The 13,035-nt window shown below is 41.3% G+C and carries 11 protein-coding genes and 1 pseudogene; 5 read left to right on the top strand and 7 right to left on the bottom strand.

Annotated features, from left to right (window positions below):
* Both LZD48_RS14795 and moaA read right to left on the bottom strand, forming a co-directional pair.
* Entirely contained in the window at positions 1–1,011 is a 1,011-nt protein-coding gene (locus LZD48_RS14795) for a MoeB/ThiF family adenylyltransferase (RefSeq protein WP_235763500.1), read from the bottom strand.
* Positions 1,012–1,044: 33 nt separating this feature from the next.
* On the bottom strand, positions 1,045–2,055 hold the full coding sequence (gene moaA, locus LZD48_RS14790; protein ID WP_235763499.1) for a GTP 3',8-cyclase MoaA: 1,011 nt from the start codon (positions 2,053–2,055) through the stop codon (positions 1,045–1,047).
* Between the two features lie 951 nt (positions 2,056–3,006).
* On the opposite strand from moaA, the gene LZD48_RS14785 reads away from it, so the two are divergent.
* Positions 3,007–4,221, top strand: a complete 1,215-nt coding sequence (locus tag LZD48_RS14785) for a dicarboxylate/amino acid:cation symporter (protein WP_235763498.1) — start codon at positions 3,007–3,009, stop codon at positions 4,219–4,221.
* Positions 4,222–4,349: 128 nt separating this feature from the next.
* Here the strand turns inward: LZD48_RS14785 and LZD48_RS14780 are convergent, their stop codons facing one another.
* Positions 4,350–5,390, bottom strand: coding sequence for an SEC-C domain-containing protein (locus LZD48_RS14780; RefSeq protein WP_235763497.1), 1,041 nt, complete (start codon positions 5,388–5,390; stop codon positions 4,350–4,352).
* A 300-nt stretch (positions 5,391–5,690) separates the two neighbouring features.
* Between LZD48_RS14780 and LZD48_RS14775 the strand changes: the two genes are divergently transcribed.
* From LZD48_RS14775 to LZD48_RS14755, 4 genes and pseudogenes are all read left to right on the top strand, one after another.
* Complete coding sequence (locus LZD48_RS14775; RefSeq protein WP_235763496.1) at positions 5,691–6,422, top strand: ABC transporter permease subunit; 732 nt, start codon at positions 5,691–5,693, stop codon at positions 6,420–6,422.
* Positions 6,423–6,471: 49 nt separating this feature from the next.
* Positions 6,472–7,079, top strand: a pseudogene (locus LZD48_RS19215) (ABC transporter ATP-binding protein).
* The gene (locus LZD48_RS14760) at positions 7,079–7,438 is read left to right on the top strand and encodes a FixH family protein (protein WP_235763493.1); all 360 of its coding nucleotides are present in this window, start codon (positions 7,079–7,081) and stop codon (positions 7,436–7,438) included. Before LZD48_RS19215 ends, LZD48_RS14760 begins: the two are co-directional and overlap by 1 nt.
* On the top strand, positions 7,435–8,103 hold the full coding sequence (locus LZD48_RS14755; RefSeq protein ID WP_235763492.1) for a hypothetical protein: 669 nt from the start codon (positions 7,435–7,437) through the stop codon (positions 8,101–8,103). The genes LZD48_RS14760 and LZD48_RS14755 overlap by 4 nt, the downstream gene beginning before the upstream one ends.
* A gap of 212 nt (positions 8,104–8,315) precedes the next feature.
* On the opposite strand, the gene LZD48_RS14750 is transcribed toward LZD48_RS14755, so the two are convergent.
* The 4 genes from LZD48_RS14750 to LZD48_RS14735 all read right to left on the bottom strand — a co-directional run bounded on the left by LZD48_RS14750 (position 8,316) and on the right by LZD48_RS14735 (position 12,974).
* Positions 8,316–9,440 (bottom strand): zinc-dependent alcohol dehydrogenase family protein, encoded by a 1,125-nt coding sequence (locus tag LZD48_RS14750; RefSeq protein WP_235763491.1) that lies wholly within the window; start codon positions 9,438–9,440, stop codon positions 8,316–8,318.
* 15 nt (positions 9,441–9,455) lie between these two features.
* Positions 9,456–10,904: an aldehyde dehydrogenase family protein gene (locus tag LZD48_RS14745; RefSeq protein ID WP_235763490.1), complete on the bottom strand. Its 1,449-nt coding sequence runs from the start codon at positions 10,902–10,904 to the stop codon at positions 9,456–9,458.
* A gap of 83 nt (positions 10,905–10,987) precedes the next feature.
* Complete coding sequence (gene ahlS / locus LZD48_RS14740) at positions 10,988–11,821, bottom strand: AhlS family quorum-quenching N-acyl homoserine lactonase (protein WP_235763489.1); 834 nt, start codon at positions 11,819–11,821, stop codon at positions 10,988–10,990.
* Positions 11,822–11,876: 55 nt separating this feature from the next.
* Entirely contained in the window at positions 11,877–12,974 is a 1,098-nt protein-coding gene (locus LZD48_RS14735) for a zinc-binding dehydrogenase (protein WP_235763488.1), read from the bottom strand.
* Between the last annotated feature and the right edge of the window lie 61 nt (positions 12,975–13,035).

Genomic DNA, 13,035 nt, shown 5'->3' with positions numbered 1-13,035 from the left:
CTAACCAACAAGCTGATAATAAATTCTCCTTGCTTGTTCAATGGAATCGGTCCCATGAATGAAGGTCCGGCCATCTTTGAAAATAACAACCCGTAAATCTTCATATTGCAGCGAAAGCAGAAATTCATTCACATTGACTTGTCCAAGTCTTGTAAGCTTGCTTGCAAGAACCGGTAAAATAACGTCACGCTTCGCCCTGATTTGTACAGTGTTTCTTCCACAGAGCACTTCTGTTTTTGTTCTTTCATCATAACTTAACGCTGGGTATGCCGGAGTTGCGCCGCACGTAGGACAATCCGCTTTTTTTGCCCGGTCCACCTTAATCGTCTGATACTGATTGGACCAGAGATCAAACATGACAAGCCCAGTTCTCAAAGCCTTTTCATCTTCTACGAGCAGCTTTAATGCTTCAGCTGATTGGTGGGCAACAACCATTTGCACGGCCGGAGCGATGATTCCAACTGAATCGCATGTCGCACCTGTCATTGTTGTCGTATTTAAAATACAGGCTAGACATGGAGTCTCACCAGGTAAAATCGTATAGCTCATTCCCGTACTGCCAACGACAGAGCCGAATATCCATGGAAGCTTATATTTATGGATTAAATCATTCATGATGAAACGAATGTCAAAGTTATCGGTCGCATCAATGACAAGATCCACATTTTGAAGAAGCGGCGCAATCTCCTCTCCAGTTATATCGAGAATGTGGGAAGCAATTTCCACTTCCGGATTAATCGCTTCCAATTTTTCTTTGGCTGCCATCACCTTTGGAATTTGATTTTCAGCATCTTTTTCCGTAAAGAGTTGTTGGCGCTGGAGGTTACTTAGCTCCACGTAATCGCGGTCGATGATTGTCAGCTTACCAATACCGGAACGGACGAGATTAGCCGCATTCGCTGTTCCTAGGGCCCCGCAACCAATAACGAGAACATGTTTTTGATTGATTTTTTCTTGCCCGGATTCTCCAATCGGTTTAAATAAAGCTTGTCGTGAATATCGTTCATTCATCGCTACATTTCCTTTCTTTTCTGGAAATCCATTTTAACCACCGATATAAGACATCTCGATTTTTTTCTTGTTTTTTGCCGTTTGTTCTGTTCGTTCATCCGAATAACGATCTGTTCGTTTGCCCCAGATTGACGCAATTGTTTCTTTAATCTTTCCGTTATCTGGTTCGGAACGGACAAGCTCCTTCAAGTCATAACCACTGGAAGCAAATAAACATGTATAAAGTTTTCCATCCGCCGCAATCCGAGCCCTTGTACAAGTTGAACAGAATGACTCGGATACGGAAGTAATAAAACCGACTTCTTTATTTGTTCCTTTGTAGCGATAACGCTGTGCCACTTCCCCGAGGTAATCCGGATCGACTGGTTCGACTTCAAAATGCTGCGTAAGCTTATTAAGAATTTCTTTTTTCGTTACAACTTTACTGAAATCCCAGCCATTCGTCGTACCTACATCCATGAACTCAATAAATCGCAGCGTAACTCCTTTTTCTTTCAAAAACTTCGCCATCGGAATAATTTCCTGTTCATTCATGCCTTTTTTAACAACCATGTTCACTTTCACATGTAAACCAACTTCTAGCGCTTTATCGATTCCTTTAAGCACTCGTTCGGTACTTACTCCACTATCATTGATTGTTTGGAACGTTTCATTATCAAGGGCATCCAGGCTTATATTAATTCGTTTCAAACCTGCATCTTTAATTGCTTCCGCTTTATTCGGAAGCAGGGAAGCGTTCGTCGTTAACGCAATATCCTCGAGTCCATCAATTCCACTTAATTGTTCAATCAGCTGTGGGAGATCCCTTCTTAGGAGCGGTTCACCACCGGTCAGCCTGATTTTATTCACTCCTAGCTCGACAAACGCAGTTGCAAGCCTCGTAATTTCATCATTACTAAGTAAATGATCCTTTGGTAAAAAAGCATAATCCGGTCCAAATATTTCCCTTGGCATACAGTATGTACACCGGAAATTACAGCGGTCTGTAACGGAAATACGTAAATCTTGAAGTGGTCTGCCAAATTTATCGGTAATATGCGCCATGAAATCTCTCCCTTCCAATTAATCGGGTACTGTTTTCAAGTTACCGTTCTTTTCCGTTTTCTTATTTTTCATTATAAGCCTTATAGTAGATAATATCGAACAGTTTGTATTATCAACTATGATACATGTTACTTTTTAGTGAACTACTCATCGCTTTCATTCAGCGTAAGTAATTTGCACATATCTCCTGAAATACTCTCTAATCGTCGTTCAGTTTCCCGGTGGACGGATGCGCATCCTAGGGCACTGCTAGAGCTCCTCGGGCTGCCGCCCTGTGGGGTCTCCAGGCTCGTACTGTTCCCGCAGGAGTCACCGTCCACCAGGCAACTGAACTGGTAGAGATGATTATTATTAATAGCATTTATTCCAGTGCCAATTCACGATAAAATTATATCTTTGGAATAATAAACAGTGATCTAAATTTGACCTTTTCTGGTAGCAGTCCAGGCACCTCGAGACTCCTGTTTGAGGATAGGCCTGGCGAGAGAGACCCTTTAGTGCTCAGCGCGAGGAGGCTTGCCGGCCGCTCAGCAGGTGCGAGAGGTGTCTGGACTGCGGACCTCCAGTAGAGAGTTTCGGTTTCGGATACTTACGCTGAATGAAAGCGTTCTGCTGTTAGGGATGAGAAAGTTGGGTTAAGTATAAGATGAAAAAACGGGTTAATCAGGGGATTGCCTTGATTAACCCGTTTAAACATTATTTACTTACAATATATGCTTCACCAAGAATGCGAAATTCATTAGAAAAAATGGAACCTAAAGATTTTATAAAACCTGCCATACCTAATCTGCTAGCGGAGATACACAATAAATAAGAACAAAGTATAAGCAAACTGGTGAACAGGATCAACCCTGATTCACCAGTTTTTCCTGTTCTACTTAATGTATTTCAAGCATAGTCTATAAAGAGGTTAAATATAACCTATGCCAACAGAAGATAGGAGGCGGATAAATGAGTCTAACGAAAAAGATTTTAATCGCCCTTGTTCTCGGTGTGATTGCAGGTATTATTTTAACGTTCATTCCTGAGAGCGTTTTCTCCCCACTTGATATGTATTTGTTAACTCCTGTTGGTCAATTGTTCATTAATCTGATTATGATGCTCGTTATCCCAATTGTATTTGTTTCGATTGTCCTTGGTACCGCTGGTCTTAGTGAGCCTGCAAAGTTAGGTAGAATCGGAATTCAGACGATTAGCTTTTTTCTTATTACGACGGCGATTGCTTTATGCATCAGTTTGGCTCTCTCCTTTATGATCAAGCCGGGTACAGAAGGTGTCTTTGATGTTAATATGGCAGAATATGAAGCAGCTGAGGCTCCACCTATAATGGAGACAATCATTAATATTATTCCTACAAACCCAGTATCCTCTATGTCTGCTGGGGATATGCTGCAAATAATTGCATTTACTATTTTCATTGGGATTGCTCTTGCCTTCCTCAAAGATAAAACACAAGGGATTCAACGGTTATTCGTACAGGCGAATGATATTCTTATGTTTCTTGTTAATCTTGTCATGAAAGCTGCTCCGTATGGTGCATTTGCTCTCATAGCCTCAGCTATTGGTGGCGGAGGTCTTGACGCAATCGGATCAATGGGGGCTTATTTGGGGACTGTTATTTTGGGCTTATTTGTTCATGGTGCCATTGTATATAGTCTCGCCATTTGGGTGCTCGGAAAAGCCAATCCTTGGACGTTCTATAAAGGTTTTTTCCCGGCAATGTCTGTCGCTTTTAGTACATCAAGCTCCAATGCGACATTACCGATTTCTATGAAATCTGCTCAGGAAAATCTTGGAGTAAGTAAGAGTATTAGTAGTTTTGTTCAGCCGCTTGGCGCTACAATCAATATGGACGGAACAGCTATTATGCAAGCAACAGCTGCAGTTTTCATTGCTCAAGTGTATGCGATTAATCTTGGGTTTGCGGAAATTATTATGATAATTCTTACTGCAACACTTGCAAGTATTGGTACGGCTGGGGTTCCTGGTGTTGGGCTTATTATGCTTGCGATGGTCCTTTCCCAAATCGGGCTCCCGGTTGAAGGCATCTCGCTTATCATCGGAATCGACCGCTTACTAGATATGCTGCGTACAGCAGTCAATATTACAGGTGATGCAGCCTGTGCATATATTATTTCTGAGAATGAAAAACGTAGGAAAGCCTAGATAAAATGAAACTTCAATCAGTCGGATTTTACAAACGCTAACACCGGGATAAATGAATGGGACATTGGGGTCAGAGCCAATGTCCCATTCTTATTTGGGACAAATGCTCTGACCCCAATGTTCCAGTGTTAGATAATTTCGTTCAATTCGTCTTGAATTTTGGTCAGTTCTTTTACGAGGACAGGCATCATTTTATTTATATTATTGGTAACGGTTGATACCGCTACCCCATATTCTCTTGCAAGTTCAGCTTTTGGCAAATCTTCGTCATAATTCGCATTATATACAATGAATTCAATTGCAGCAGCAAATCCCTCTGGTTTTTTAATCTTCGGTTGTGCCGCTTCTGTGTATAATTTCCAAATTACGATTGCCATATCAAAAAAGTGATCGGAAACTGCACCATTCATCTTCATACGCTCGGCCGCAATTTTAATAACATCTCCATAAAGCGGGTCTGCCCACTCAATATTAAAAACCTCATTCAATTGTACATCTATTCTCGACTTCACTAATATGTCTGGATAATTTTCGATGAAGGCTTTATCATTCATTTGGTAGATTTCATGTTTAGGATCGTATAACATTTCCGAATTAACGACTGGTGTGAGAATGAGCATATAACTATAGTGATGGATGGAGGGGAACAATATTCCGATAAATACTTCATCGATATCAATGTCTTGTTCCGTATTCATTAGCGTATGTATTTCCTTGCTTCTCCGGTCTTTAAGTGTGACAGATGTCTCCGCAACATCTATAACTTCATAGACGGACGGGATGATTGCTTTCCAGCTTTCAAATATCTTCCTGACATTCTCATATTTAATACTATATCTCACTCTCCGATAAAATTCTTCAAATAGAGTATGTCCATTCCAGTATTGCTGATAAAGAATCGCCCATTCTAAAAGGCCATACATAATGACTTCAATAGCTTCTTCATCATCAATATTATATTTGCGCGCTTCAAAAGCAGCTAAATCAGACAATTCATTTTCATATTCTAACCAGGCAAAGCTTAAAAGATCGGCTTCTAGCCGTTCCAATTCATTTTCATAACGGCTCGTATCCATTTGAATGACATTAGATTTTGCTGCCCCGTGGCAAACTTTATATGCTTTTCCACTTCCACACGGACAAAATTTATCTTCTCGGACATTTACCATGAACACCACCCCTTTAGTAGCACTATATCACATAATTATGAACATTATCACGCCTAATTTCAAGCGGGACATTGGGGTCAGAGGCATATAAGCCTTCCTGCAAGTGTCTCGATTCATCATTTGTATGGAACTTTCCAAATCTGTCATAACCTAAGTCAATTGCCACGAAATATCAGATATTCAAGTGATTTATATCACTCTAGAGTGAAGCATCTCTTGGCATAATAAAGATGACAGGAGGTTAAAGACCTTCTATCAAATAAACGACGAGGGAAAGGATTATGGCTCGGAATCGGGATTATGATGTTAACATCTTTATTTCTCACATCAGAAGCCCGCTTTTTTCCAAGTGAATTAGGTTTTCAAGCGCTGCTTTTATCCATTTATGATATGAATATTTATTTAATCCCTCTATTTGCCTTGTTTCTCGCATCCTTTTCGATTTATCAGGAAAAGGAACTTAAAACAAATATGATCTTACTCACAAAGAAAGAATCTGATTTCAGCTTTCTTTGGAATAAGACGATTGCCATTCAGCTTGTGATTATTTTAACTTTCTTTATTGCTTATCTGATTCTGGCAATATTTATGAAGGTATTCGTTGGTTTTGAGTTTTATAGTTTTCTCGTATTCATTCTTGTCCTAGGTATTTTACTTCTAATTTTTAATCAAATTGGGATTTTCCTTGGCTCTATTGCCCGGTCAAAAATGCAACTCGTTGGTGCCAACATCTTAATTTGGTTTTTCTTAATCTTCCTTTTGGACCTTGTATTTTTATATGTCCTGCCAGCTGTTGACTATCATAACGTTACATTGGTTGCCTGGTTTTACTTTCTTGACCCGCTGCATACGTTGCGATTCTTACTGGAGGTCGAGCTAGGATTGTTCAGTCTAACCAATCTTTCTCACCTCGTCCGTGATTTCGTCATGATGAGCCCATGGTTGTTATTACTGATGAATTTACTCATCTGGCCCGGATTATTTTTCTTGTTCGCCCTATTTAGCAGAAGGATTGGTAATCGCCATGATTAAGATTCAAAACTTAAATCAACGTTACTTTAATAAGGAAGTTTTATAGAAAGTGAATCTGACCGTTGAAAAGAATAAACGCTGTGCCCTTGTCGGGAGAAATGGTGCCGGAAAATCTACCCTCATCCGCACGATGCTCGGTTTACAAACATATAAAGAAGGCTCCATCTACTTGCATGGGAAATCGAATAAAAAAGGAGATTGGAAAAGTTTGTCTCCTATTTACCTGAGAAATTTCAACTTTATCCGAATCTGACAGGAAAAGAGAACATTGAATTTTTCGCAGCGGTCAGCAGTAAAAAGATTGATGAAGCAAGGATAGAAGAGAAATTGAAGCTTGTATCACTCTGGGGAGACCACGATAAATATAGCCGCGAGTATTCAAAAGGGATGCTGCAGCGTCTCGGATTAGCGATTATCCTTTATTTTGACAGTGATATCATCATTTTGGATGAACCGACGAGCGGGCTTGATCCAGTTGGCCGGAACAAGATTTTAAATATTATAAAAGGACTGGAAAACAAAACAATCTTCATGGCATCCCATCATTTTGAAGAAATAAAAAAGGTATGTACCCATGTCGCTTATATGGATGATGGCAAGATTACTAAGTACACGATGGATGAATTTATGGAACATCATTTAAAGGATGCAACATAATGAAAAAAATATTATGGATCATCATAACCGGATTATGCTTCCTTGCAGCTTGTGGTGGAAGTGACATTGATTTCTCAGTCGATAATTCTCCTCACTATGTAACAGACAGGGAAACAGAAATTATTATTATGGTAGAGGATAATGGAGAGGCCGTATCTGGTATGACCATCACGGGAAGCTTGGAGATGGCAAAAATGGACCATGGCGTTATTGAAGCAAACTTCACCGATAATGGAGATGGCAGTTATACTGCGAATGTTGATTTACCGATGGGTGGGGAATGGATTATGGAAACCGAAGCAGAGTTGGATGGTAAAGTTTATGAAGAAACGATAACGTTTAATGTGAGTGAAGGATGATGAGAGTAAAATGGCCGCTCGTTCTTGGACTGCTTATGCTCATCGGTTTAGGCGCCTGTGTCAACGAATTGACAAGTGCAGTAGAACAACCAGATAACGATATTCAATCCAATGAGGTCGAGTCAGCCGCTACAATTGAAGGGAAAACTTTTGATACAGAGGATTTAGCATTCTACACCTTTATGGAACATATTGAAATAGAGGCGAACCGGTATCATGACTGGGAGGGTTTAGCCGCTGATACAGCAGCGGAGCGGGACTTGTTCTGGGATGAACAAGCAGCTTATCTGGAAAATATTAATGTCCAATTACAGAACATGATAGAAATATATGCCATTCGCCTCCTTGCAGAAGAGAAACATTACGATGTCCCGATGGAAAAACTCGATGCAGCTGTCAGCCAGTTTAAAGATTCCATAGCGGAAATTGATACCGTTCAGGCAATGATCCAAGAATACGGTGAAACGAAATTCAACCGCAACATTCAAGACTATATGCGCAGTTCTTTATTGCGTGACCGGGTCGTAAATGACTTATTGCAAGCAATCCAAACTGAAAAACCTGAACAAACCGAACAGGAACAAAGCTACCAGCTACAACAAGACTACGAAGAACTACTCATCGACCAAATGAACACCCTCGAAATTGAAATACATGTGAAATAGATTTTTGGGACAGAGGGTCAGAGCGAGGCTGCTGAAAAAGTACACTAATTTCAAGCGAATGGAAACCGATTCCCAAATTTCATGTAAAATAACCTATGAAAGTGGAGAATAAATACCTGTTTTCACTCGATTTTGGTTATCAAAGTGGGAAAAATAATTTCCAAAATATGTTTTTCAGCAGCCTCGGTCAGAGCATCTGTCCCATATTCTCATTAAAACTTTACAATTATTCTGGAATAGTCTCCTGAGGCTAATAAATCAAAGCCTACGTTGATTTCTTCTAGCGCGATTGTTTTTGCATGCAGTTTATCGACCGGTAAGCGACCCTGTTTAAATAGCTCGATAAAATTAGGAATATCCCGCTTCGGTACACAACTGCCGACATAAGAGCCTTTTAATGTTTTCTCTTCCGCAGTCAAGGTGACATATGGAAATGAAAACTCATGCTCCGGATGCGGCAGACCCGTTGTAACTGTTGTGCCACCTCTCCTTGTAATTGCATAGGCAACATCTAAAGCTGGAACGGCCCCAGCCGTTTCAAAAACATAATCCAATCCGCCACCGGTTGCCGATTTAATTTCATCTATAACTTGATTAGATTTCGAATTGAAAACATCTGTAGCTCCAAGTTCTTTTGCTTTTTCTAACTTTTTGTCATTTATATCGATCGCAACGACACGGCTCGCTCCGGCTGCAACAGCACCTAATAAAGCACTTAATCCAATACCGCCAAGGCCAACAACTCCGACCGTACTCCCTAGTTTAATATGGGCTGTATTGATAACCGCACCGACTCCTGTAATAACTGCACAACCGAATAAAGCTAATTTTTCAAACGGAATATCTTTATTCACTTTAACAAGAGAGTTCTGTGAAAGAACGATATGCTCAGAAAAAGCTGATACACCAACATGATGATGAACCGTCTCTTCCCCGTGATGAAGCCGGATTCCTCCTCCGATTAATGTACCATCCCCATTGGACTTTGCACCAGGTTCGCATAGAGCAGGTCGACCTTCCATGCAAGGTACACAGTGGCCACAACTTGGGACAAATACACAGACCACATGGTCTCCAGGCTCCAAGTCTGTCACCCCTTCACCAACCTCTTTCACAACTCCAGCAGCTTCATGGCCGAGCGCCATCGGCAATGGTCGGGGCCTGCTTCCATCAACCACGGATAAGTCGGAATGGCAGAGACTTGCAGCTTTTATTTCGACTAACACTTCACCAAGTTGCGGTGCGCCTAATTTCAATGTTTCAATTTTAATTGGTTGACTGTCCGCATATGGTGTTGTTGCCGCTGATTCTCTTAGTACGGCTGATTTAACTTCCATTTTTATATCCCCTCTCTAACTCTTTAAGTTTATCCCTATAAATTTAATTGCCGTCATATCATCAATCGCATACTTGATTCCTTCCTTACCGATCCCACTATTTTTCACACCGCCGTAAGGAATGTGATCATAGCGGCGGACGGACACTTCATTTATCCAAACTCCACCTGTGTCAATGGCATCCGCTACCCGAAAGGCACGATAAATATCTTTTGTAAATACTCCCGCATGTAAACCGAATTCCGAATCATTCGCAGAAGCAATCACTTCCTCTTCTGTTTCAAAAGGCAAAATACTTACGATTGGAGCAAACACTTCCGCACAGACTACTTTCATATCCGGGTCGACATCCGTAATGACTGTTGGTTCCACTACTGCCCCATCTCTTTTCCCACCTATAGCAACCTTCGCTCCTTGTCCCACAGCCTCGTTTATCCAGGACTCGGCACGAATTGCCGCATCTTCAGTAATCATTGGACCAAAGGATGTTCCCTCATCAAGCGGATTACCAGTTTTCAATTTCTGAAGCTCTGTAACTAACCTCTTCACGAATGCATCATGGATACTTCTTTCCACATAGACCCGTTGTGCGGAAACACAAGCCTGCCCAGCAAATGTATATCCTCCCATCGCTATTGCTTGCGTGGCCTGTTCCACATCCGCATCCGCAAAAATAATATTAGGTGCATTAGAACCGAGTTCAAGGGTCACTCTCTTTCTTGGTGCCATTTCCTTAATCATCCAGCCGACTTTTCCGCTCCCAGTGAATGTTACTTTTCTTACTTTAGGATGCGTGACGAGTGGTTCGACTAACTCCTGCCCTGGTCCCATCAGGATATTTAATGCCCCCTTTGGCAACCCTGCCTCTTCTAATAATTGATAAAGCAGAACTGATGAAAATGGCGTTTTTTCCGCGGGCTTTAAGACAACTGTATTTCCTGTGGCAATTGCTGGTGCTACCTTATGCAAGACAAGGTTCAAAGGGAAGTTAAATGGAGTAATCGCCGCAATGACACCTAGAGGAATTCTTTTTGTAACCCCCATTTGGTTCTCTCCGCCGATTGCGCTATCAAGAGAAATCTGTTCACCATAGATTGATTTTGCCCCCTCTGATGCAAACCGGAGAACTTGTACCGCCCGTGTCACCTCTCCCCTGCTTTCCTGAATCGGTTTCCCCGCTTCAAGCGAAAGCATTTCAGCAAATTTTTGAGCCCTTTTTTCAAGAAGATCTGCTGTTTTCCGCAAGATTTCCGACCGCTCGTAAGCGGGCATGTGCTTCATCGTTTCATGGAAAACTTTGTCCGCATTTAAAATCGCTTTTTCCACATCATCCACTAACGCAGGAGATATTTTCCCTATCACTTCCTGATTATACGGATTCAGTACTTTTAGATTACGATGATTATATTTTATTTCTTCACCTCCGATATAAGAGCCGGCATGTAATGTTTCTGTTTGAAGCATGTATGTTTCACTCCTTCATTTTAATCTATGAAAGCAATATAGCCTCATTCATTAAGATAATGAGGCTATTCTCCTTTATCAATTTACTCATAGAATCCTTCCGTCGATTTAATGAATTCCCTGAACTGAGCTGAGTCGTGTCCAAACCATACTTGGGAGTTCGTGCGCTCTGCATACTTTTTGATTTTCTCAACGGCATTTAAATATCCGATGGAGTCATAAATGATGCCAGGAATCTTTGCAGGTGGACCATAGTTCTCAGCTGAATAGACAGCGTCAGATGCTAAAATAATTCCTCCTGTACCCGGTAATTCTACATGCAGGCCGATTAACCCCCATGCATGCCCTGGACCAAAATTAAGGATTTTCACGCCATCTGCCAGTTCCAGCTCATCTTCATGAGGCATGACCGTTTTCCAGTTAAGATCATTTTCTATCCATTTATTCACATCAGCCCAAATATAGGCGCCCATATCTTTCGTCATGGCATACTGCTTCATCGTATTCGCAAGTTCGGTATCATGAACGATAATCGTTGCTTCCGTGAACATTTCCAAACAGCCGGCATGGTCTAAATGAAGATGGGAAGCAACAACATATTTAATATCCTTTGGACCGACACCGAGTTGTTCCAAACGGTTGATCAAATAACACGATTCATCCTGAAAGGACGGGAACATTTTTTGAACACCTTCTGGCCATCTGCCCTCTTCCCCCATACCTTCCGGGTTACAGCCTGTGTCAAATAAAATTTTGCCTTCTGGATGGTCAATCAATACGGCATAAACTGGAAATTCTACAAATTCTGCTGGCACGTTCGGCTGATCCACACTTGCTGGGTTATGCATTGCTACCATATAATTCTTATCCATCTTCATCGTGCCAGTGTCAAGTACATACAATTTCGTGTTACTCATCTTCTCAACCTCCATTAATTCATTTTTATTTGCAAACCCTTTTTGAAAAGGATGTTCACACCATAACGATAGAAGCTCGTGTCACTTCCTTAGCAGCTGATTTATCCAGTGCAGACGTAATATCCTTAAGTTCGAACTCCGCATCCAACATTTTCTCGAATGGGTATTTCTCAATATTTTTAGAGAGAAATTCCAATGACTTATGCAGATACCATGGGTTATAGCGGACAACCGGAATGATTTGAATCGACTTTCTCGTCAGTAATCCTGGATCGAATGCAACGGTTTTTCCAGGTGTAATGTTACCAATTGTGATATATTTTCCGCCTGACCGGATATAGTGAATTCCTTCTGCAAAAGCTGCGGGAACACCGGCAACTTCCAATCCGACATGCGCCCCGTTTCCGTTTGTCAGCGCTAAAACCTTTTCCTGTCTTTCTTCCATTGTTTTAAGTTCACTTAAATTCAATACATGATCTGCTCCGAATTGTTTTGCCTGTTGTAACCGACTTTCCACATGATCCACCGCAATAACCGTAGCTCCTTTCTCTTTAGCAACAGCCATTGCATTTAATCCAAGTCCCCCTGCTCCTTGAATGACAATTGTCTGGTTATACGTCACATTTGCTTTATCAAGTCCAAAGTATACTTGTGATAAAGCACAATTGGCACTTGCTGCAGCTATGTCGGGAACATTATCGGGTACCTTATAAAAATATTGGTTTGGATGGATATAGTAATGGGTTGCAAATGTCCCGTGGAAATGTGGTGCAACTTCCGGCTCCAAATTCCAAAAATCATATGCATGTTCACATAAATGAAAATGCCCTTCTAGACATGGTGTACATTTCCTGCAAGTTAAATAGTATGCTGAAACGATTCGGTCCCCTTTCTCGATTGGATTCCCTGCAAAATCAGTTGTCACCCCTTCACCAACATCATGTAATGCTCCAATCATTTCATGCCCCAGTACACCTTGCCTTTTCGTCGGATGAAGTCCTTTCCATATATGCAATTCAGAACCACATACATTCGACCGAAGCACCTTCACAACAACCGCCCCAGGACCTGGCTTTGGAATCGGATATTCCTGAAATTCAAGCTTTTCTGGTGTCGTCATCATTGCCACTGTTCCTTTTTCTTGACCGTTCATTCTCTCACCCCTTTGTTGTAAACGCTATCCATTAACTGGATAAGAACTTATATGGAAAATC

Origin of the sequence: Oceanobacillus alkalisoli, assembly GCF_021556485.1 — a bacterium.
Lineage (GTDB): Bacteria > Bacillota > Bacilli > Bacillales > Amphibacillaceae > Oceanobacillus > Oceanobacillus alkalisoli.
This window is presented reverse-complemented; position numbering and strand designations above follow the sequence as displayed.